Origin of the sequence: Chryseobacterium capnotolerans (genome assembly GCF_021278965.1) — a bacterium.
In the GTDB taxonomy this organism is placed as follows: Bacteria; Bacteroidota; Bacteroidia; order Flavobacteriales; family Weeksellaceae; genus Chryseobacterium; species Chryseobacterium capnotolerans.
Genome location: NZ_CP065589.1, coordinates 3,417,168 through 3,438,667 on the forward strand (window position 1 = coordinate 3,417,168; position 21,500 = coordinate 3,438,667).

At 35.5% G+C, this 21,500-nt stretch carries 20 protein-coding genes; 10 read left to right on the plus strand and 10 right to left on the minus strand.

Annotated features, from left to right (window positions below; translation table 11 throughout):
- Positions 1 to 95: 95 nt before the first annotated feature.
- A complete protein-coding gene (locus H5J24_RS16365; RefSeq protein ID WP_068941824.1) occupies positions 96 to 2,069 on the plus strand; it encodes a tetratricopeptide repeat-containing sensor histidine kinase in 1,974 nt (657 codons plus the stop codon).
- Positions 2,059 to 2,697 carry a response regulator gene (locus H5J24_RS16370; RefSeq protein WP_068941822.1) on the plus strand — a complete coding sequence of 213 codons (639 nt, stop codon included), beginning with the start codon at positions 2,059 to 2,061 and terminating at the stop codon, positions 2,695 to 2,697. Before H5J24_RS16365 ends, H5J24_RS16370 begins: the two co-directional genes overlap by 11 nt.
- 46 nt (positions 2,698 to 2,743) lie before the next feature.
- Here the strand turns inward: H5J24_RS16370 and H5J24_RS16375 are convergent, their stop codons facing one another.
- Positions 2,744 to 3,178, minus strand: coding sequence for a hypothetical protein (locus H5J24_RS16375; protein WP_068941820.1), 435 nt, complete (start codon positions 3,176 to 3,178; stop codon positions 2,744 to 2,746).
- 350 nt (positions 3,179 to 3,528) lie between these two features.
- Here H5J24_RS16375 and H5J24_RS16380 point away from each other — a divergent pair, with 350 nt between their 5' ends.
- The 3 genes from H5J24_RS16380 (at position 3,529) to H5J24_RS16390 (ending at position 6,162) form a co-directional block, all read left to right on the plus strand.
- Positions 3,529 to 4,167, plus strand: coding sequence for an alpha/beta hydrolase (locus H5J24_RS16380; RefSeq protein WP_068941818.1), 639 nt, complete (start codon positions 3,529 to 3,531; stop codon positions 4,165 to 4,167).
- 121 nt (positions 4,168 to 4,288) lie between these two features.
- On the plus strand, positions 4,289 to 5,629 hold the full coding sequence (locus H5J24_RS16385; RefSeq protein WP_068941816.1) for a PDZ domain-containing protein: 1,341 nt from the start codon (positions 4,289 to 4,291) through the stop codon (positions 5,627 to 5,629).
- A 5-nt stretch (positions 5,630 to 5,634) separates the two neighbouring features.
- The gene (locus tag H5J24_RS16390; RefSeq protein ID WP_068941814.1) at positions 5,635 to 6,162 is read left to right on the plus strand and encodes a hypothetical protein; all 528 of its coding nucleotides are present in this window, start codon (positions 5,635 to 5,637) and stop codon (positions 6,160 to 6,162) included.
- Here the strand turns inward: H5J24_RS16390 and H5J24_RS16395 are convergent.
- The 3 genes from H5J24_RS16395 to H5J24_RS16405 all read right to left on the minus strand — a co-directional run bounded on the left by H5J24_RS16395 (position 6,155) and on the right by H5J24_RS16405 (position 8,749).
- Positions 6,155 to 7,183 carry a L,D-transpeptidase gene (locus H5J24_RS16395; protein ID WP_068945007.1) on the minus strand — a complete coding sequence of 343 codons (1,029 nt, stop codon included), beginning with the start codon at positions 7,181 to 7,183 and terminating at the stop codon, positions 6,155 to 6,157. The two genes, H5J24_RS16390 and H5J24_RS16395, sit on opposite strands and share 8 nt — an antisense overlap.
- 122 nt (positions 7,184 to 7,305) lie before the next feature.
- A complete protein-coding gene (locus H5J24_RS16400; RefSeq protein WP_068941812.1) occupies positions 7,306 to 7,782 on the minus strand; it encodes a hypothetical protein in 477 nt (158 codons plus the stop codon).
- Positions 7,769 to 8,749, minus strand: a complete 981-nt coding sequence (locus H5J24_RS16405) for a heme-binding domain-containing protein (RefSeq protein WP_068941810.1) — start codon at positions 8,747 to 8,749, stop codon at positions 7,769 to 7,771. The genes H5J24_RS16400 and H5J24_RS16405 overlap by 14 nt, the downstream gene beginning before the upstream one ends.
- Before the next feature lie 167 nt (positions 8,750 to 8,916).
- Here H5J24_RS16405 and H5J24_RS16410 point away from each other — a divergent pair, with 167 nt between their 5' ends.
- The gene (locus H5J24_RS16410) at positions 8,917 to 10,026 is read left to right on the plus strand and encodes a LytTR family transcriptional regulator DNA-binding domain-containing protein (protein WP_068941808.1); all 1,110 of its coding nucleotides are present in this window, start codon (positions 8,917 to 8,919) and stop codon (positions 10,024 to 10,026) included.
- Positions 10,027 to 10,044: 18 nt separating this feature from the next.
- Here H5J24_RS16410 and H5J24_RS16415 read toward each other — a convergent pair whose 3' ends face one another.
- On the minus strand, positions 10,045 to 10,803 hold the full coding sequence (locus H5J24_RS16415) for a response regulator transcription factor (protein WP_068941806.1): 759 nt from the start codon (positions 10,801 to 10,803) through the stop codon (positions 10,045 to 10,047).
- 512 nt (positions 10,804 to 11,315) lie between these two features.
- On the minus strand, positions 11,316 to 11,750 hold the full coding sequence (locus H5J24_RS16420; protein WP_141395638.1) for a hypothetical protein: 435 nt from the start codon (positions 11,748 to 11,750) through the stop codon (positions 11,316 to 11,318).
- Between the two features lie 143 nt (positions 11,751 to 11,893).
- Here H5J24_RS16420 and H5J24_RS16425 point away from each other — a divergent pair, with 143 nt between their 5' ends.
- The 4 genes from H5J24_RS16425 (at position 11,894) to H5J24_RS16440 (ending at position 17,127) form a co-directional block, all read left to right on the plus strand.
- Positions 11,894 to 12,943, plus strand: a complete 1,050-nt coding sequence (locus H5J24_RS16425) for a helix-turn-helix transcriptional regulator (RefSeq protein ID WP_082811095.1) — start codon at positions 11,894 to 11,896, stop codon at positions 12,941 to 12,943.
- 136 nt (positions 12,944 to 13,079) lie between these two features.
- On the plus strand, positions 13,080 to 14,291 hold the full coding sequence (locus H5J24_RS16430; protein WP_232815686.1) for a TonB-dependent receptor: 1,212 nt from the start codon (positions 13,080 to 13,082) through the stop codon (positions 14,289 to 14,291).
- Positions 14,270 to 15,925, plus strand: coding sequence for a TonB-dependent receptor domain-containing protein (locus tag H5J24_RS16435; RefSeq protein WP_232815687.1), 1,656 nt, complete (start codon positions 14,270 to 14,272; stop codon positions 15,923 to 15,925). Before H5J24_RS16430 ends, H5J24_RS16435 begins: the two co-directional genes overlap by 22 nt.
- A gap of 20 nt (positions 15,926 to 15,945) precedes the next feature.
- A complete protein-coding gene (locus H5J24_RS16440; protein WP_068941799.1) occupies positions 15,946 to 17,127 on the plus strand; it encodes a phosphatidylinositol-specific phospholipase C domain-containing protein in 1,182 nt (393 codons plus the stop codon).
- Positions 17,128 to 17,266: 139 nt separating this feature from the next.
- On the opposite strand, the gene H5J24_RS16445 is transcribed toward H5J24_RS16440, so the two are convergent.
- Genes H5J24_RS16445 through H5J24_RS16460 form a run of 4 tightly spaced genes read right to left on the minus strand, consistent with a single transcriptional unit; the run spans position 17,267 to position 21,463 of the window.
- Complete coding sequence (locus tag H5J24_RS16445; RefSeq protein WP_068941797.1) at positions 17,267 to 18,907, minus strand: hypothetical protein; 1,641 nt, start codon at positions 18,905 to 18,907, stop codon at positions 17,267 to 17,269.
- 3 nt (positions 18,908 to 18,910) lie between these two features.
- The gene (locus H5J24_RS16450) at positions 18,911 to 19,210 is read right to left on the minus strand and encodes a hypothetical protein (protein WP_232815688.1); all 300 of its coding nucleotides are present in this window, start codon (positions 19,208 to 19,210) and stop codon (positions 18,911 to 18,913) included.
- Positions 19,211 to 19,260: 50 nt separating this feature from the next.
- The gene (locus H5J24_RS16455) at positions 19,261 to 19,581 is read right to left on the minus strand and encodes a hypothetical protein (protein ID WP_232815689.1); all 321 of its coding nucleotides are present in this window, start codon (positions 19,579 to 19,581) and stop codon (positions 19,261 to 19,263) included.
- Between the two features lie 4 nt (positions 19,582 to 19,585).
- Entirely contained in the window at positions 19,586 to 21,463 is a 1,878-nt protein-coding gene (locus H5J24_RS16460; protein ID WP_232815690.1) for a hypothetical protein, read from the minus strand.
- Positions 21,464 to 21,500: the final 37 nt, after the last annotated feature.

A 21,500-nucleotide genomic window follows, 5' to 3' on the forward strand; every position in this document is an offset into this window, starting at 1 on the left:
GTATTTTTTCTACCTAAATTCTGGTATTTTTTATGCTAAAATTTTTAGTTAAATTCAGCGTTTATAAAAAATACATTCTACAGAACTGATACCTGATGAAGAGATTACTGATCCTGTTAAGCATATTACTGTCTTTTGGTGTACGATCACAACAATTGATCCCCCTTGATGAAAAACCTTATTTAGACAGCTTACAAAACATTGTAAGAAATAGCAGAACTGCTGCAGCAAAAGCAAATTCTACTTTTCTTTTATCAAATTATTACAGAAATATCGATTCTCTGCTGAGCAAAAAATATCTGGAAAGTGGAAAAACACTCATCAAAAGCGATGCTTTTCTCTCCGCTAAATATGATTTCTACGAAGCACAATATAATCTGGACAGAAATAAGGCAAAAGCTGCCATTTCTTATCAAAAGGCAATTAAAGCTTTGTCAAAAATTAAGAATGAAGAATCTGATCTCCTTCAGGCAGCAGCATGGTATAGTTATGGAGTCACCCAGAAAGACAAAGAAGGCTATCCTTTTCTAGTAAAAACTATTCTTGAAAAAAGTATTCCATTAGCTAAAAAGTATGAGAATAGCAGGAATCTTGGCTTTCTCTATACCCAGCTCGCCGTCATCCTTACTTACAATGCAGAGTTTAAGAAATCTGAGGATTATAATGCTAAAGCCTTGAAAATTCTTGAAAAGCACTACCCTAATTCACCTGAATTATTTTTTACCTACTTAAATTTAGCCAATAATTTCTGTTATCAGGCCAAAGGAGATGAAGCTAAAAAGTATTTAGATAAAGCTGATGCACTCATTAGCCCTCACCCCGATTCTTCCGTCAATGCTTTTTATTATTACGCTCAAACACTTTACTGTATTACCAGACAAAAGAATCCTGAAGCGTTACCCGTTATTGAAAAAGGCCTTGCTTATGCTAAAAGGTTTAATCAGAATCTACTGGCACAAATGTTTTATTTCAATAAGTATGATATTTTAAGAAAATTAAAAAGATATCCTGAAGCAAAAGGTGCTCTGGAAGATATTTTAACCGAAAAATCCCTTGCCCTTGATCTTAATAACAGAAAAACCATTTATAAGCAGCTTTCTTCTTTACATGAAGAAATGGGAAATACTAAGGAAGCCTTAGTCTGGGAACAAAGATATTCTAAACTCAACGATAGCCTGAATACTGAGAATGTAAAGCTTGAAATCAATAAAATTGAATCTAAGTTCAATGCTGCGGAAAAGGAAAGAAAGATAGCCACTTTAAATGCAGAGAAAAATCAAAAAGAACTGGAAGTTAATAAGAAGAACTCCTATTTATGGGGATTAAGCCTTATATTACTATTAATGATAAGTTTGCTGATCTTTCTCTATATCATTTTTAGAAAAAATAAAAAAATCTCTGAGCAGAAGATTAATGACATCAAGCAAAAGGAAGAACTTTCTTTAACAAAAGCTATTCTTGAGGGAGAAGAAAGAGAAAGAGAACGTATCGCAAGAGATCTTCATGATGGTCTGGGCGGGATGCTAGCCGGCGTAAAAATCAATTTCTCTACTTGGTCTGCCAGTCATTTGGATCCAGAAAAAGATCAGGAGTTTTACAAGATTTTAGGACAACTGGATAATTCTGTAGGGGAACTGCGGCATGTGGCAAGAAACCTGATGCCTGAATCATTGCTTAATTTCGGGTTAGAAACCGCCTTGAACGACCTTTGTGAGTTTTATAACAGAAAAGATATTGAAATTGATTTCCAGGCGATCAATATTGAAAAGAATCTGCCATTAAATATCCAGCTTAATATTTACAGGATTGCCCAGGAATTACTGGCCAATGCCATCAAGCATTCTGAAGCCAGCAGTATCTTATTACAATGTTCCCAATCTGAAAAAGATTTTTTCATTACTATTGAAGACAACGGAAAAGGATTTGAAAGCGGCAAAGAACAAAAAACAAAGAGTATGGGATTCCGTAATTTAAAGAACAGAGTCGATTATCTGAAAGGAAATATGGAGATCAGCTCTGACAATCAAGGTACAACGATTAATATAGAACTCAACATAGATGGAGAATGAAAAAATAAATATTGTCATCGTAGATGATCACCCTATCGTTATTGAAGGACTGAAAATGATGCTGCAAAGCCAGCCATCTTTCAATATTCCGGAAACCTTTACTTCCGGTTCAGAGATCATCGGCTTTATTGGCCGCAATAAAGTTGACATTATTCTTTTGGATATCACATTGCCCGATGCCAATGGAACAGAACTTTGCAGGGAAATCAAAAAAATATCTCCTGAAACCTCTGTGATCATGTTCAGTAACCGTTCTGAAAGAAGTATGATCATGCAGGCTATCCAAAACGGAGCCAGCGGTTATCTTCTTAAAAATACATCCATTGAAGAATTGGTGATCTGTATCAAAGGAGCATTATCCGGCGATATTGTTTTTTGTAATGAAACCAAGCAAATCATCAGCAGACCTTCTCAAAATGAGCTGCCAATTCCCAGGCTGACTAAAAGGGAAAAACAAATCCTGCATCTTGTAGCACAGGGCAAAACAAGTAATAAGATTGCAGAAGAGCTCTTTCTCAGCCCGCTTACGGTAGATACTCACCGAAAAAACCTACTCCAGAAATTTCAGGCTAAAAATTCTACAGAACTTGTGAACCAGGCCATAGAATATAATCTGATTGAAAAATAGAAAAACCGCTCTAAAAGCGGTTTTTATGTTATATAGAATATTTTATTTAGTATTCAAGGAAACTATAAGCAATCTTGACAACCTGATTATCACCTTTCCCTGTAACTTTAGCAGTTTTGGCAACTTCTCCATCTATCAAAAGAGTAATTGTAAGTTCCGAATTCGCTTGTGGTAATACAGCATTAGCAGCAAAATTCAGTTGTGCCTGGCTGGAGTTCACAAACATTTCATCGCTCTTCCAGTTTTCTTTTAAAGGGGCAGTAGGAGTACTATATATAGTATTCTGGGCAGTTCCTACCTGAGTTACTACAGAGATAAGCTCTGATCCTGTAGTCGCTTTGGCTACAAATTGAACCACATGATCCTGAAATTCATCATCGTCATCTTTTTTACACGAATTTACAACAGTAATCACTGAAAATAACAAAACGAATAAAGAAGAAAGTCTAAGTAAACTTTTTAAATTGTAAAATTGCTTCATTTCTCCAAATAGATTTTTTAATGTTCCAAATATAGGTTTTTTATTAATATAAAAATATCTTTAATAAAAAATTTACAACATTTTTTTACAATAAATATCAAATCAATAAAAACGAAATCAATGTTAAAAAACCTAATAACACAACGTAATTTCCTAATTATTAAACATAAAATACTTTTATATTCTTAATTATTTCCATACTGATAAAAGCCAATCATAAAAATAGAATTATTGTGCTTTTATATAAAGATTAGCTTTCCTTTTTTATTTCTAAAAATGATTTTTCACCGCCTTTACAGGAATCCTAAAAGTTAGGATTTACAATATAATTTATTAATTATATTTGCTGTATGAATTTAGATTACATAGTAAGAGAGCCGGAAAATATCACCTCTGCTACCCCTATACTTTTTATGCTTCACGGCTACGGCAGCAATGAACAGGATCTTTTCAGTTTTAGAGAGACCCTTCCCAAAGATTGGATCATCGTTAGTTTCAGAGCACCGAGAGATACTCAGTTTGAGGGATATTCTTGGTATGATATTAATTTTAATGACCCTGAGCATTTCATTGATGTTCCTCAGGCTACTGAGTCTTTAAATGCAGTATTGGAAAGCATATTAAAAATAGTCAACAACTATGGCCTTACTGAAAGCAAAGTGCATTTATGCGGGTTCAGTCAGGGAGGAGTATTATGCTATGCCCTTGCATTAAAATATCCTGAATTATTTACCAATATCGCCTGTTTAAGTGCTTATACGGAAGAAAAGATTCTGGATGGAATTGTAAAGGATAAAAAGAAACTGGAAAAGTTAAGATTCTTTGTATCTCATGGTACAGATGACGCTGTAATTCCTATTGATTGGGGAAGAAAGGCTGCTGAATTACTTTATGATCTTAACTGTTATTTTACCTTCAGAGAATATATGAACGGACATGGGGTGAACCAAAAAAATTATATGGATTTAATGGATTTTTTCTCAAAATAGGCAGAATTCACATTTAAAATAAATTCAATAAAAACAAACACATCATTGCTGTTTATACAAACATTCCTGCATTTGGAATGTTTTTTTATTATGATAAAGATAAATTCAGTAAATTCAGTAAATGAAACTAAAGCTACTTTTACTGGGTTTATTGTTGGGTATTTTTGCCCATGCCCAAAACTCCTTCCGGCTGGTCAATACTCAAAAAGCAGTGATCCCTTTCCAGCTTATCAACAATCTGATTTTTATTCCGATCAATATCAATGGAGCCAGCCTTACCTTTATGGTGGATACCGGAGTAGCAGAAACTATTTTATTCAGTTTAGACAATAAAGAAATCCAGCTGAGTAATGTGGAAAAGATAAAATTTTCCGGACTTGGAGGAAGCTTAAGTATAGATGGGCTAAAATCTGATCGTAATATTGGCAGAATTGGGGATGAAGTCGTTAATATGTCTATGTCTCTTTATGTGATCCTGGATGAGGAATTCAATATTTCTTCTCATGTAGGAATTCCTGTAAACGGGGTTATCGGTTATCATTTTTTTAAAGATCATCCTATCGCCATTGACTATATTTCTAAAAAAATAACGATTTATGAGAATGCAGACCTCTTAAAAAGGAAAATCAGAAAATCTGACGAAATTCCAATCAGTATTGAAAATAATAAGCCTTATCTTAATGCTGATGTAGAAATGACCCGTGAAAAGAAAGCTTCAAAACTTCTGATTGATCTTGGAAACAGCGATGCTATATGGCTCTTCCCTACCCTTATCAAAGATTTTGTTTATAACCGGCCCAATATTGATGATTTTCTGGGCCGTGGATTCAATGGGGATATTTACGGTAAAAGAAGCAGGATTCATAATTTTTATCTTGGTGATTTTAAATTTGAAAAACCTCTTACTGCCATGCCTGATGAGTACTCCATTCAGCATGTGAACCTCGTAAAAGATAGAAAAGGTTCGGTAGGTGGTGAAATCATGAGACGGTTTTCCCTCATTTTCGATTATCCCAACAATAAACTATATTTGAAGAAAAACAGAAACTTTGATGATCCTTTTCACTTTAATATGAGCGGCCTCGATTTTAAACAGGATGGATTGGAATGGCAGCAGGATCGAGTGAAAATGGAAACCCAAACAATGGGAGGTTCAGTAACGGGTACGATAGGTAATAAGAATGAAGTATACAGAGAATCTTTTCAATATAATTTTATTCTCAAACCTATATTTTCTATTGCAGGAGTGAGAAAAGACTCACCGGCTTATGCAGCTGGTTTAAAAAAGGACGATAAAGTAATCAGCATTAATGGAGATAAAACATCAGACATGACCCTGGAAAAAATCCTTGAAATCATGAAGTCTTCCGAAGGGCGAAGTATTACCATGATTATTCAAAGGCAAGAAGAAAAACTTACTTTCCATTTTAATTTGGAAGACCCAATTCCTTATCAAGAATAAATAATATGACAACCGAAGAAACAACTTTAGACAGAATAAGAACCCGCCCAAGATTTAAGATGTTTACCCATCTTACTAAGGAAGAGTATGCAGAAAACCTAAAAAAATACCTTTCCGAACATAAAAATGAATTCTCCGGTAACATCAATAAAGAAGTGGCTACCATCTGGGTGGAAACATCCAATGACAATTACTGGAAGCCTCGTCTTGCTTTAAGAGTCGAAGTAGAAGATGACGAAACAGTAATACGTGGAATTTTTGGACCTAGTTCTGCTGTATGGACCTTTTTTATGTTCCTGTATTTTTCGTTTTCTATTTTTTGGATGACATTTTTTACTATGTATTACGTAGAAAAGCAAATAAAAAGCGCTGAATACCCTTGGGCACTGAGCGCTTCTTTTGTCATGTTATTTTTTATTCTTCTCACTTATATTGCCGCAAGATTCGGGCAGCATAAAGGAAAAGATGAAATGCTTAAATTAAGACAGTTTGCCGAAGAATCTACTTTACAATTCGAAAAGAAGATTATTTAGACAAAGTATCTGTAGGTCTTTCATTCTGGATAGGTGCAGCCATTGCTTTTGCTGATTTAATAGAATCGGCCACTTTTTCTCTGTTGGCCTGTTCTTTCAGCATTTTAGGAACATCCGGCTCCAATAATTTCGTTAACTCTTCTACCGATATATTATTAGCATTCGGATCATCCAGAAGTTTCTTCCACGGTCTTCTTCCACCCCAATTATAATCCCCAAATACCATTACCGCAGTACCTCTTGCTTTTGTTGTAGCTCCTCCGGGATTCAGAATCCAGGTATCAGCATAGGAATACAGCCATTGGGCATCTTTTCTCAATAATCTCAAACACGAGTGCGAGGCAGGATATCCGGGAAGTGTATATTCATGCCATCCGATACCGCCTATATTGTGAATATTAAAGTTGTAAGGAAGTTTCCATTCGCTGCTCACTGTAGAAATGGACAATTTCTTTTTCCAGTTGGCAAAAGTAAGACCTCTTGTAGTCTGTGCAGTTTTTTTACCCATACTCGTTGGGCCCCATTTCACAAGACCTCCGTTAGAATATACTGCATAAGCCTGGATTGGATAAGAAAAGATTACGAATTTCTTGACACCACTTAATACATCAAGCTGCATAGGAAACGGTGAATACGCCATCAAAGTCGTGTCTATTTTAGCAGGAACCACTAATGTATCAGCATTCCATTTGCTTTTGGAATCCAGTCTGTTTAACGCTAAAATTGCATAACGTTCTTTCTCATCATATTTTTTACTGAATTCTGCATATACGGAATCCCGCATTTTTTTATCTTTTGGAAGGACAAAGGCATTATAAAAACCGTTCTCCTGCATCATAGGCGGAACAGATTCTTTTTTCACCACAGGAACAGAATCTTTCTTTATAGAGTCTTTTTCTGCTTCCTGAATTTCTGATGAAGAAACAGTATCTTTAAAAGTATCACTTATTTTATCTATTTCTTTTTTACAAGAAACGAGGAACATTGCACATAAGCAAGCATATAGAAATGATTTTTTCACAAATATGTTCATTATAAATAAATTGGTATTTCAGTTTTTCTACTCAGTACAAATATCAGACCTAAAGATGAAATAACAACTATCATTAATAAAAATACCGGGAAAATACGGGAATATGAAAATTATGGAGACACTGCCATTTTTTGAGAAAGTATTGCATTTATCCTTAGATTCTCATTCTTATTATCTGTTTTCACCCTCTTTAAGGCCTTTCCCTGAAACATTTCGTATATTATAAGACCTTTATCAAGAAAGCTAATTTTCTCAACAGAGATCATATTTTTGGGGATATTTGCTCCAAACCATAATTCATCAGATTTTTGGGCCCAGGTTACCTCATACAGAACTGCATTCTGAGGATAATCAGAACTGGATTTTAATTTTGCATATTCGAATGCAATATCATTTCCGTACAAAGTTGACATTGTTTTTATCTTGGGCTGAATGGAAAACGTAATAGGTTTCATTAAAAGCGGGTTTTCTTTCAGCTCATCACTTTGTTCAATAGATGCTTCCAGATTAAGAATATTTTCAGCATTCTTTTGACAGGAAACCAATAATACAAAAGCAAAAAATAAAAATAAACTATAGTTTTTCATTTTGTCTGATTTTTTTAAGTTGAGAAATTAGGTATAACGGTGACGTGAAAACATAATCACGATTGGCTACAGGCTTATGACACTCAATACATTCCTGCTCAAAATTTGGAGTATCACCTCCATAAGGTTTTAGATCGGCGCCTTTCCATCTTGCCCAGTTCCAGCCTTTTGTTTTTGAATACTTTTTAGCATCTTTAACCATAAATTCTACTGCCAAAAACTCACCTGAAGAAATACTTCCGTCTTTTTGCACCTGCTGTTTCCAAACAGTTTTTGCAAAGACAGCTCCATCAGGCCAAGGGTTTACTTTATGATCCTGAATTGCTTTTACAGCAATAGTATTCCCAAAAATAATCCGCATCGTTCCGTTATCAAACCGATCTGTTGTACTGATCGCTTTCCAGTTTCGGTAATCCGGAAAATAATGCTGTCCGTTTGGCGCATCTTTTACATGAGTGCTTTTCAATTCTCCTTTTACCCAGGAATTGTATTGCTTCTCCGCCTCTTTTATTTGTGAATCATCTGAAATTTTACGCGGTGTGAGTGATAAAGCATAATTCTTCAGTGTCTGGATTTGCTCTTGATTTAATTTTGCTGAGGAATGAACAGCCGCATAGCTTGGAAGTGGCATCTCTCCAGACAAAACTTTATTGAGTGCATAATAAATCGTTGAATTCTGCTGTGCTTTTGGCCAAGAATTCCATTGAGAGAAATCTAATACTTTTCTAGCCTCTTTAATGTGCGATGTAACCAAAAAGTTAGCAGGCGTAATTTTATCATACCATCTTAAGTTGGCTTGTGAGGAATGACAATCAAAACATGAGCTTCTCAAAATGGCATTTACTTCTTTTGGAACGTTGGTTAGGTTTTGTGTTTTTGTTCCATGATCAATTTTTTCAGGTCGAAAAAACTGTAAACCGACAAATCCAGCAAGCAAAACCAAGATCAGTTTATTCTTATTTTTCATGAGAGAATCTTTTTTAGTTTATTTAATTCTAAATCCAAAATTATGGTAAACCAATACTTTAGCGCACTAAACAATCAGTGAAAGGGAAAATTTAACCCCTAAAAGCGAATATTTCCTTGTGAATAAATCCGTAATTTTGATGCGAATTAGAAATTCCCTCTTCATTAATGAAAAAGATCAATCTTTACACGATCACTTTTTCCGCCATAAGTATTGTGATCCTGCTTGTCAGTTTTTTTTCTTTCCGATATTTATATTCTTCTTCTAAAAAAGATGTTTTCAACAGTACTTTTGAGGCGGGAAAAAGAGAAGCTCGTGAAATTGGTAAATTACTAGAATTGCAGCTTAAGCAAGGTCTTTCAGAAGAAACCGTTATTCAGAATCTTCAAAGCAGCATTGTAAATACTGATACACAAAGCGGGTTTATTTGTATGTATAATAAGAAAGGTATTGAACTTTGTCATCCCAATCCAGCTTTAGTTGGCCGCAAAGTTGAGATCAACAGCTCAGAATTTATTTTAGATAATAAGCCATTTGATTTTCTGGAGATATTACATTCGGGAAAAGCCAGTACAGGAATACATCATTTTAATAAAACATCAAACCGCGCTTCCGAAATTGTAAGTTTTTATCCTGTAGAAGGCAGTGACTGGATGGTAGCTTCACACGCCAATATTGATGTAATAGAACAGCAGATTTCTGATTTATATTTAACCTTTCTAATTGTATTTTTAATTGCCACTTTATCCATTCTTGGAATAAGCTTCTTTCTCATTCGAATGATCTATAAAAAATATGAAACTCAGAAAAATGATGAGATTAAAAACCTTAATGATGAAGTTAATACTTTAACGGCTATCAATACTCAGCTGCATTTAATTCATGAAAAACACAAAGAAAATAACAATAACTTTTTAAGGGAAGAATCAACTGATAGTTTAAAGAAAAGAATCATTACCTACCATAAAGACGAATTAATGTCTTTAGAAACCTTGGAAATTGCTTATTTCTTTCTTGAAAACAACATTGTTTACCTAAAGACATTTTCAGGAAACCAGTATTCTATCAATTCCAGTCTGGATGAACTGATCAAAACGCTAGATCCGCAAATGTTTTACAGGGCAAACCGGCAATTTATCATTAATGTAAAAGCCATTAACAATATTCTTGTGTATGGTAAAAACCAATTAAAGCTAATGGTAAAACCTGAAAGTGATGAAATGATACTCATCAGTAAAAACAGAGTTTCAGAATTCAAAAAATGGCTGGAACAGTAGACATTTTTCCTTCAAAATTTAAAGCAGTTTATTGGTTTTCGCGTAAGATAATGCCTCTGCAATATTGCTTACGCCAATTTTTTCAAAAAGTTTTTTACGATGAAATTTCACCGTATCTGCTGTAATAAAAAGTTTATCTGCAATTTCACTGATCGTATGACCACTGGTGTACAGACTTAAGATTTCATATTCTCTTGAAGATAATTTTAGCTTTTCACTTTTCTCCCATTTATCTTCTATGAGATCATATTTCCAGATCTCATCAGAACCTTCCTTGCTGAGGACTACATTTCCTGAAGAAGTATTATTAGAAAGGGAAACAGCACACAGGGCTTTCCATACCTGTCCATCTTCAGTAAGAAACATAGGGGCAAGCTTATGATTCACCAGGATCATATTCTTTTTACTATTGATCAAATTAAAGTCATAGGAAATAGAATACAGCTTCCTATCCTCTATCGGAATGGTATCAAAAAACTTAAATCCTGCTTCATTGATCTTAATCAGCATTTCAACATCCTCCGGTTTTACATTCTGAAAATAAAATGCATAGCCAAGATTTTTCACTTCCTCTGAAGTTTTTCCACATAAAAAAAGTGGATTTTCTGAAACATATTCAAATCCTTTAGTCTGGTAGTTGATAACATATAAGCTCTGGTAGGTAGTTCTGGCAAGTGCCTTTACAGCCTCAAGATAGTCTCCTGCCTGGCTGAAATCTATGTCAGCATCTTTACTGACTTCATTTTTTTCGTTAAAAAACCTTTTAATCTGTTCCATATTTTTTTTAAGCTTTTCTCACGACTACACTAAAGGATAGTTTTTAGCTTTCATACCACAAATCTACACAAAAGTGTAGCAATTCTCAAAATGGCGTGATATACATTTGCAAATGATTTGCATGATTGTACCATTCTTCTAGAAACACCACCATTAGGAACCTCTGGAGGACATAGCCAACAAGCGATCAGAAAAAGAACACCAACAATGTCATCAATAACCATGATATATAAGTTGCCAAAAATTCGGTCTAACTAAAGTTGATTCGTCAGGTTTTTATCGTAAATAACTCAGACAATGACACCTAATTCAGACTAAATATTAAATAATTGACCGAATAAGAAAGCAACATCAACGATCAGCCTTTTAAACAGCATAAATCTCTGCTTTAAATTACAAACTGATCAGCCACCATATCACTGATTTTTACTATTACTGTCCCACAAGGCAGTAATTTTTTTATATCATCCTCTCCTCTTTTCTATTCATGAAGATTCAAAAATTCTTAACAATTACACTCCAATTGTGTGATTGAAATAAAGCATTCTAAATCTAAAATAATAAAATGTCCAAAGTATCAGCCAAGGCAAATTGGCAATCAGAAAAAACAGAATATCTTCTCCACTGATTTTTTGCCCTTCCGTAATCATAAAGAAATAATAAATGATGAGAAAGATCGGAAGCAAAAACCAACACAGCAGTGTTTTCATTTTGTTCTGAACTGGTTTTAAAAATGAAAAAAGGCTACTTAAGGAAGCTATTCCGAGAAAGAAAATCCAAATAATCACAAGACCGTAAGCCAAACCACTCATATCACAGTTTCTTGGACGTTCCTCTATTCCCGGTTTAGTCAGGTTCATAAATATAATCAGAAGAATGGTTGAAATAACCGTTGAGAAAAACCAGGTCTTCAATACTGATAATAATATGAACTTCTTTTTTGACATCAAATTCTACTTTACATGCTAAAATAGTCATTATAATTCAACAGTACAAAATCTTCCCTCATCTGTCTTCTCACTGATATTTAATAATTTGTTAAACAAACCATGCCTATATTATCTATAATTTTGACAAAATATCAGTTATCATGTTATACATCATTATGGTAGTTGTACTACAGGCATTGATCACCCTCACATTATTGCTTTACCTCATCAAAAACAGGGAATCTGTTCTGAATATGCTGCTCCTGTATATCGGTGTGGTTGCATTGGATATGGGGTATGAATATTTCATCATTCAAAGATTCGGCTATGAATCTGTTCTATATGAAATTCCGGGAAGTCTCCGGGTTTTTAAAGGTCTTATTTTCCTATATATTACCACTTATTTAATCCATGCAAAATGGAGAGATAAACTTAAATATCTTATAATTCCGCTTACTCTGGTTGTTGTTCATCATGCCATTGCTATCACAGCAAAAATCTTTGAACTATCATGGGCAGATATGGCCATCAGATCTTATCAGTCTTACTTTACATACTATAGCTATTATTGGGTAACATGTCTTGCTTTATGTATCTATTTTCTTACCAAATACCGTAAAAACATCACTCATCCGGTGGCCAGTAATTTTCGTTATCTGGTTGGTTATGTATTATTGGGAGTATTGATTTTTTGGACAGTTTATCAATTGGGATGGGATACCCTGGTCTATCAGAAAATCTACAGTCTGTTATTTCTTTTCCAGTTTGGATGGATTTTGTATGTTTATATTTTAACGTACCAGCACAGACTGCTTGAACAGAACAATGCTATTCCCTTCCCAGCCTCCAAAGAAACTTATCAGTATAAAGATCTTTCAAAAATAGATTTTGAAATGCTACAAAATGCCATTGTCTCTTTTTATAAGGAAAGTGATGTTTATCTGGATGAAGAATTTACTTTAGATCAGCTTTCCAGTCATTTAAAAATAAGTAAAGCGGATTTAAGTCTTACTTTTAATAAGCACCTCAGCACGAACTTTCATGAGTACACCAACAGAAACCGTATTCAACATTTCAAACAGATCTTATCAGAGGATCCCTCTGCCAGTGTTATTGATCTTGCGTTTCAATGTGGTTTTAAATCCAAATCTACTTTTTATAAATATTTCAAAAAGGAGTTTGACTGTCTGCCATCTCAGCTCACTCACTAATTTACAATTATTTAACATTAATAACTCTTTGATTTACAATACAGTTCGCTTCGAACTCAACAGAAATAGTTGTCTTAAATTTAAATGAACTAAAACTTTTTGATGAGCCGGCATCTTTGTATAAAATTTCACTAAGATGTCACGAGAAAGTCTTTTTTTAACAAAAGCAGCATTTTTTCTTTTGGGCCCATTGGCCTTTGCACAGACCTCAGTTCACGGAACTGTAGTAGACAGTCAGGGAAACCTTCCCAATGCCCTGGTATATATTGAAAACAGCAGTCAAAAGGTTACTTCCAGTACCGATGGATCCTTCATCCTGAATAATGTTCAGGATGGTAGTTATAAACTTGTTATAGAATATAAGGGATACGATACCGTTTACATTCCTTTCAACATAACTGATAAAAAGGAGGTAGACCTTGGATTGGTTAAATTTGGAGCTAAGCTTAAAGAAAACAGTATTCAGGAAGTTGTAGTGACCAGTGTTTACAAAGCTTCACAAGCCAGAGCCATCACCATGAAGAAGAACTCCAATACCATCACAGAAGTACTTTCTGCCGATGCTATTGGAAAACTTCCGGATCGTAATGCAGCAGATGCTGTACAAAGAATGCAGGGAGTCTCTATTGAACGTGATATGGGGGAAGGACGCTTCGTAGCGGTAAGAGGAACACCTATACAATGGACTGCTTCTACTTTAAATGGAAACAGAATGCCTAGTGCGAGTGGTGATAATGCCAACCGTGGTGTGCAGATGGATATCTTCCCTTCGGAACTTATCCAGAATGTCCGTTTATCTAAAGCCTTAACTCCGGATCTGGATGGAGACGCTATTGGCGGAAATGTAGATTTCATTACCAAAACCTCTCCCAATAAAGAAACCTTAGCCATCAGTATGTCTTCCGGATACGTCAATATGTCCAAATCCCCAACGTACAACTCTTCTATTGTCTACGGAAACAAGATTACCGATAAACTGAAATTTATCTCTTCTGCTGTGATCTGGGAGCGTTCTACAGCGATAGATCAGATGAGAAATATTTTCAACTATGGTTTAAAAGACAAAACAACCTCCTACTCTATCAATCAGCTTCAGCTTCGTGATTATCTGGCCAACCGGAGAACACTGGGGTTTAATCTGGGACTTGATTATGAGATCAACAGCAGGAATAAACTTTATTTTAAAGGGTTATACAGCCAGTACAAGGATGGGCAGTCTGTAAGGGAAACTTATTTTAATTTTGATAATAAAAATGTAACCCTTCAGGCCCGTCATGCCGATTATCTTACAGATCTGTATTCTATGCAGCTGGGGGAAATCATCAGGTGGGACAGCGTTTGGAGGTAAACTGGTCGGTATCCAAAGCCCGTTCAGAATTTAAGTTTGATTCTCCTGAAAATCTTGATCAAAGTGAAAGGGGATATCCTATGGTCAATTTTGTACAACCTATGACCTATGGAAACCTTTCTGCTGATGGCAGGAAATATATGGCAATGGATGCTCCGGATGGTATTGGAGATACAGGAGGTTACACCCTGCCTTATAACCAGCAGATAATAGCAGCGGATCAGTTAAAATTAAACCAGGTCATCCTCAGTCAGAATCACAATAGTGAAACAGATCTGAGAGGCCAGGTGGATTTAAAATATAAAGTATCCGATAATTTCGAACTTAAATTCGGGACAAAATACAACAATAAGAACAAAAATGTTGACAGCTCTCTACTGGTATGGATGCCTAAATCCGGGCTTGGAATTCCCGGAAGCCCGGTTATGTATCTGAATCAACTCGAACGTGAAGCATTCCCTTACAGAGGCGGTTTTATGAATCCTCTTGGAAATCCTTATAATTCAGTGATTATTAATCAGATCACCAACGGACAGATTGATCAGATGTACAATCCGGGTACACAGAACAGCTTAGGTCTGATGCAGGTCAGCAGTAAAGACAGCAGTTCCAATATTACCAGCTCTTACCGTGGAACTGAAAATGTATGGGCGGCTTATATGATGGGAATCTGGAAGGTGACTGATCAGCTTCAGGTATTGGGAGGTTTCAGAAACGAATACAATAATATAACTTTCTGGGGTAAAAAAGTAGTTTCCGATAAGGACCATAAAACGGAAGATATTAAAGACAGCAAAACCTACAATGTTGTACTTCCTATGGCTAATCTGAAATGGAATATCAGTAATGACCGTATTTTAAGACTGGCCTATACCCGTTCTTTTGCAAGACCTGATTTCAATGATCTGAACCCGGGAACCATCATCAATGATATTTCGAACACAATTACTCAGGGAAATACAAAACTGGACCCTACATTTTCCAACAATTTTGACGTGATGTTTGAGAACTATTTCGGAAAACTGGATCTGATTACAGCCGGAGTATTCTATAAAGACATCACCAATTTGATTTATAAAGATCAGTCGGTCACAGATATTGGAGGCAGAACTTATACTTTCACCACTCCTAAAAACCTGGAGGGAGCAAAACTATTCGGTTTTGAACTGGGGATATCTAAACGTTTTGAGAACCTACCTGGGTTTTTGAAAAACCTGGGTTTCGAAGGGAATTACACCTATATCTCTTCCAAAATGAATATGCCTATTTATGAAAACGGACAGCAGACAGGAACCATGTCTACCACCATTCCTAATCAGGCAAAACATATCTTTAATACCATCTTATTTTATGAAACCAGTAAACTGATGTTTCGTGTTGCCGGTAATTACAAAGGAAATTATGTAAGTGAAATCAGAGCTGCTGCGGGGGCAGATCATTATCAATATTTTGATAAAAACTTCACCGTGGATCTTTCTACTTCATACAGTATTTCAAAGAAAGTTCGGCTATTTTTAGAGCTTAACAATATTTTTAATGAACCCAACCGCTATTATATGGGAACTAAAGACCGTGTAGAAAATATCTCTTATTCAGGAATGCGCGGACAAATGGGATTTACCTACAATTTTTAATCAAAACAATTTATTCATCAATGAAAAAGTATATATACGGAGCTGCATTTTGTATGACAGCTTTATTACAGGCACAAAACCAATGTCAGAATCCAAGAATCAACCAGCTTCAGATTGTGGGAACGCATAATTCATATGCTCAACCTGTAGATCCTAAAGTATTGGATATGGTTACTCCAATTATCAAAGGAATGATGCAAAAATATGACAGCATGATGTCTGAAGAACAAAAAGCAAAGTTCAAGGAGTATCATCCAAATGGGATGGATTTAAAAGAAGGATTAAACTATAACCATCCCGATTTTACAGAACAACTGAATGCTAATCTCCGTGGTCTGGAAATAGATGTTTATTATGATCCGGAGGGCAGCAGATTCAGCCATCCTACCTCCTATGAAGCTTTAAAAGCAAAAGGAATAACCGATTTAGCTCCTTTTAATATCCAAGGATTGGATCAGCCTGGATTTAAAGTATTACATATGGCTGATATTGATTTTAGAACCCATTATCCTACTTTGAAAGATGCACTTACCACTCTTAAAACGTGGTCTGATCAACATCCCGGGCACACTCCTGTCTTTATGATGATCGAGGCAAAAGATTCGGGGTTTCCTATCCTGGAAAACAGTACAAAGGTTTTACCCTTTGATAAAAAGACTTATGATGATCTGGACACAGAAATCATAAAATATCTTGGAAAAGATAAGATCATTACTCCAAAAGAAGTTCAGGGAAAATATAATACTTTAAAAGAAGCTGTAACCCACAATAACTGGCCCAAACTAAATGACAGCAAAGGGAAATTCATCTTTATGCTGCTGCCAGGAAGCGCAGGAACCTTATCTTCAAAAAACAACCCTTATCTGATTAACGGTTCACTAAAAGAAAGAGTGATGTTTCTAAACAGCGAACCTGAGGATTCTTTCGCAGGATTTATATTAAGAGATAATGCGATCGTGAGACAAAAAGAAATTCAGGAGCTGGTAAAGCAGGGTTATATGGTAAGAACAAGATCAGACATTGAAACCTACGAAGCCAAAGTCAATGATTCTACCCGTTCCAAAGCAGCTTTCACCAGTGGTGCTCAGGTTATTTCCACTGATTTTTTCCGACCGGGAAATACTTATGGAACGCCTTACTTTGTACAGCCGCCTCAAGGAAATGAGTATTTCAATAACCCGATCAATACTTCATGTAAATAAATTATTCCCCGGTTCTGTTTCCAGAACCGGGGGTTTACAGTATATCATTAAAATTCGACTATTTCATTCCTCTCTTATTGATATTATTTATGTTCTAATCTGTCGAAATGGTAAATCATTTTATTTATTCAAAAACATTTTAACCCTTCCTGTTAATCATCATTCTTGTTGCCAGAATATGCTCGCAAGGTCCCTGTCTCAATCCATTTGCTTTATAAAAACTACATTGACAGACTCCATCAGTCAAACGTTGATCTTTATCGATGAAAGCTTCCGTTTTGTGAGTGTAATTATTCTCTTTGATCGTTCCCCGAATATTGAGAACATCATTTTTTACACTATAATCAATTTTCACCTTTCCTTCTGAAATCAACCGATCAGCTTTTTCCTCTAACGGACTTGAGAATCGCAGTTGTTTCATATCCAAAGGCTCCTGAGTCAGTTCACGCACCCTGTATAATCCTGAATTAAGATCATAAATGACTCTTCCCGCCTGTGTATAAGAGGTAAGCGAAGATGAAATGACAGCTGTATCCAGGTTCAGTTTTTTTGAAAGGTCAGCAGTTGTTCCGAACCATGTTTCCTTTAAAGCATTAAAAACTTTTTCCTGAGTCAATAAATCCACATGACCTCTTGGAGCCATCAGATCGAAATTTCCGGCCCTGCTCCAGTCATTAGTAGTCCATCCTGAAAGTCCTAAGGTAAAAGACATATCACCCAGGTCTGCAATATAAAATGAAGGCAGTCCGTTTCCTAATAAGACCACTTTGAAATTTTTAGCAATAGGAATCAATCTTTCCAGAATCAACAACCTTCTTCTCCCCCATATTCTGATCGTTTTACTTTCAGGTCCTTTATAAATAGAACGGTGAAAAGTTAGAACTTCGTACCATGGTTCAAAAACAGCTTGAATCGGTTTACCCGGTTCAAGAATAAAACGCAGTGCTCTTGGCCCTTTTTTCTCCTTAAATCTTCTTAAAAACTGACAGATACTAAAAATATCCATCGGATGTAGATTGAAAGTGGTTGCCGGCAGAGTCATTGCAGAACTTACCTGTAAAAATCCACGGATCCAGGAATCCGGTAAATCTATTTTTTCTTCCTTGTAAAGTTCTTCGTTTGTGGTAAGCGCTTCAAAACCTGAAGGATCAATTTTAAACTCAGTATCCTTATAATCTCTTATCTTTTGAAACTCATTGTAAAGTGAAGCTGAATAATCAATATTGGTAGTTCCACATTTGAACTCATTGATCTCTGTGAAAACATTATAGCTGCTGCTTAGTTTTCCGTAAGTAGATTCGTCCTGACTGAAACATTCAAAGAAAACTTCATCGGGATGAACTGTAATCACCGGGTCTAGCACAAACCATGCGTCTTTATCTTTCTCGTACAAGTAATCAAAGTAAGCCTTTTTTGCGGTATTGAAAGGACCTAACACCCTGTTTTTTTCTTTATAAACATGATCCAGCTCTCCTCTTACTTCAGCCATTCTTTTCCGGACTTCTTCGATCTGAAATTCTGCCATATAATCACTAAGCCAAAGTTTTTCCTGTTCTGCAGCCCATTCTCTGTATTCCGCTCTATCTTTCGGTTTGAAACGGAGATCAGAAACCACTACATCATGCAAAGCTGAAATCGCTTCCCGGAAAGGAATCTTTTTATTAAGCTTCCCTACAAAAAATGTAGGATCTCTTTGCAGATCAGGTGAAAAGCTCATCTGCGTACTCATTGCAGAGTTCGTAACTGCAGTATCTTTATGAAATTTATAATCGAATTGCATGGCTTAAGAGATTAATTGAAGATGAACATTCAGTTGAGGATAAATCATTTTCAGTTCCGAAATGATATTGATGCATTTTGCTTTATCCTGAATGGCTGTTGTTGCAGATAAATCGTCTAAAATTTTACTGACAGTTTCAGCCGATTCTATATTTTTTCTTCCTTCCTTTTCCAGAAAAGTGAAAATCCTGTTTTTAGCAGTTCGTGCTCTGTTTACCCTTGAAAGTACAGATCGGAAATAAAAATTTAATTCCTTAAGCTTTTCAGAATTATCTGCAGCATATTCTTCAAGATAAGAGGTCACGAAAAGCTGGATGTTCTGGCTTGGATGCTGGCTGAGTTTTGTGAGATACTCTAAGCCCTGCTCTTTTTGAAAAATTTCATGATCAGGTTTTTACCAAAACTCTCTACATCAGAACGTACAGAATCTGCAATCCCTACTAAACAATCGGTATCCCAATCTTCATCGGTGAATTCAGTTTGGAAGAAATGAAAAGCAAATTCCCTGCTGTCATCCCATTTTGCATCTAAAATCCCGAGGGCATGGCTGCGGTCTGATTTAATTCTTCCCACATTGTTTTTATAAAAACTCCACGACCACTGTCTCACTGCCAGGAATTCATGATTGGCCAGGGAAATAATCTGTTTTAAAGTGAATCTTGTGTCATCATTCACTTTTTTAAGCAGTTCGAAACCGAAAAGCTGATTTTTTCACACTGTTGGCAAAAATTAACCTTATGATCCATTTTACAGGAATCTTATCAATGGATTTTTCAACCATTTTTCCCAAATAATCTCTGAATAGCTGATGTGAATTTTCAAATTTTTGCTCGATCATCAACACATCAAACAATCTTCCGGTGGTAAGCTCCTGAATTTCAGATTGTGACTCAAACTGATCATTCAATGACAGAATATTTTCTACCACATCTTTATGACTGGAAGACAGCAATTGAAGAAGCTGCAACCAATGATTCCCGATTTCTTCTTTCGGATACTGCTTTAAAAGACTAATTCCATTTTCTCTGATAGACTCATTTTCATTGCTTAATAATAATTCAATAATTGACAATGGAATGTCTGTAACAGGATATTTCCTGGATTTGGAAAGTAAAATTTCACTGGCCAAAAACCTGTTATTATTCAACGGAGAAGTCAACAACTGAGCAATAATATCCCAGCTGATCTCAGAAAAATTAGAAGAAGCCGTTATTTTGAGTTTTTTGGTAGCTGCATCAGCAATTTTATCATTTTCTTCATTACTTTCCAGAGCAATCAATTGTATGATTACTTTTCCAAGCACTGCTTTTTGCCTGTCTTCTGATAAAGACGCTTTTTGAAGTAAATTATTGATGAATTCATTGGACTCTCTTCTTGAGTTCATCATCAAAATCGTGAGAAAATCTGTAGAAGAAAGAAAATAGTGTGTATTATTCTCAATATTCATTTTCGCCCAGTTTCTTGCTTTTTCATTTTCGGAAACCAGTACCAATGCTACAAAACTTTCATTTTGCCTTAGTTCTGTTTCTCTTTTCTCCAAAGCATCAAAACCTAAATTTTGAGGATATTTTGAAGATTTATTAAGCAGCAGAATCATCATTTCAGGTTCTATTCTTTGCAGTAAGTCTTTGTAATTCGCATGAACAGAAAGATTTTCATAAGCAAATTTCATAACCAGATCCATTTTTCCCTGCATCAAAAGCTGAATGTACGCTTCCGGCATTGCATCCCAAAATTCGGGATACAATTCAGGTCTTGAAAAATTTGATTCTGCCCCTATTACAAAGTTTTCCTGAATAGGCTGAGTAACAGTTTGCTTTTCTTTATTAGAGCCAAAAATATTTTTAAATGTACTGATGATATTATCTAATGCTCCCTGCTGTTGATTTTTCTCAGAAGAAACTGAACTTTTATTTGTTCCCGAGTCTACTTTTGTGACCTTGTTTTCCTGATAATAATAATCTGAGCTCCAGAATTCTTCTTTTTTAAGATAAAACTGAAGTTTCGAATCCATTTTACGGGTTGTATCATTCCCGAAAAGAATGCTAGTAAGCAGTAAAGACTGGTAACATTCAGGGAAATCAACTACAGTGTAATGATACCTGCTGCTCTGCCAGTCATAAGTTCCATAAGTACTTAAAGGTCTCCTGTTTGCAGAAGTGTAATCTGCATCGGAATACTGAATAAGAGCATTGACTGCAAACCTTATATATTCTTTTGCTTTATTTTGTTTTCCAAGATCTTTTAAATAGTAAAAACTATTCTTTTGGAAATAAAGTTTAGTGAAATTTGAAAATGCCAAGCGGCTTTCATTATTAGAAAGCTCTTTTCTTACGTTCACATACCCTCCGAACTGATAAAAGTATTGGTCCTGATTCCAGGATTCTTTATCCAAACTTGCCGTCCTATTGAATGCTGATGCTTTCTTTTCAAATAGAAATGCAAGCATTCCCAGAATCTGAGCATCATCCCTGAAACGGGCAAGCTTGTATATAGCCCGGATGCTTCTGAAATAAGGGGATTCAAATGGAATTTGCCACAATACATTTTCAATCACTTTAACCAGCGAAGGATAAGCTTTCGATAAAAGATAA

Excerpts from the sequence above, each read along its gene's own strand:
- H5J24_RS16425 (WP_082811095.1), top strand. The coding sequence starts at position 11,894 with ATGTTATACATCATTATGGTAGTTGTACTACAGGCATTGATCACCCTC.
- H5J24_RS16440 (WP_068941799.1), top strand. The coding sequence starts at position 15,946 with ATGAAAAAGTATATATACGGAGCTGCATTTTGTATGACAGCTTTATTA.
- H5J24_RS16445 (WP_068941797.1), bottom strand. The coding sequence starts at position 18,907 with ATGCAATTCGATTATAAATTTCATAAAGATACTGCAGTTACGAACTCT.
- H5J24_RS16410 (WP_068941808.1), top strand. The coding sequence starts at position 8,917 with ATGAAAAAGATCAATCTTTACACGATCACTTTTTCCGCCATAAGTATT.
- H5J24_RS16375 (WP_068941820.1), bottom strand. The coding sequence starts at position 3,178 with ATGAAGCAATTTTACAATTTAAAAAGTTTACTTAGACTTTCTTCTTTA.
- H5J24_RS16390 (WP_068941814.1), top strand. The coding sequence starts at position 5,635 with ATGACAACCGAAGAAACAACTTTAGACAGAATAAGAACCCGCCCAAGA.
- H5J24_RS16420 (WP_141395638.1), bottom strand. The coding sequence starts at position 11,750 with ATGTCAAAAAAGAAGTTCATATTATTATCAGTATTGAAGACCTGGTTT.
- H5J24_RS16370 (WP_068941822.1), top strand. The coding sequence starts at position 2,059 with ATGGAGAATGAAAAAATAAATATTGTCATCGTAGATGATCACCCTATC.
- H5J24_RS16400 (WP_068941812.1), bottom strand. The coding sequence starts at position 7,782 with ATGAAAAACTATAGTTTATTTTTATTTTTTGCTTTTGTATTATTGGTT.
- H5J24_RS16380 (WP_068941818.1), top strand. The coding sequence starts at position 3,529 with ATGAATTTAGATTACATAGTAAGAGAGCCGGAAAATATCACCTCTGCT.
- H5J24_RS16415 (WP_068941806.1), bottom strand. The coding sequence starts at position 10,803 with ATGGAACAGATTAAAAGGTTTTTTAACGAAAAAAATGAAGTCAGTAAA.
- H5J24_RS16365 (WP_068941824.1), top strand. The coding sequence starts at position 96 with ATGAAGAGATTACTGATCCTGTTAAGCATATTACTGTCTTTTGGTGTA.
- H5J24_RS16430 (WP_232815686.1), top strand. The coding sequence starts at position 13,080 with ATGTCACGAGAAAGTCTTTTTTTAACAAAAGCAGCATTTTTTCTTTTG.
- H5J24_RS16385 (WP_068941816.1), top strand. The coding sequence starts at position 4,289 with ATGAAACTAAAGCTACTTTTACTGGGTTTATTGTTGGGTATTTTTGCC.
- H5J24_RS16405 (WP_068941810.1), bottom strand. The coding sequence starts at position 8,749 with ATGAAAAATAAGAATAAACTGATCTTGGTTTTGCTTGCTGGATTTGTC.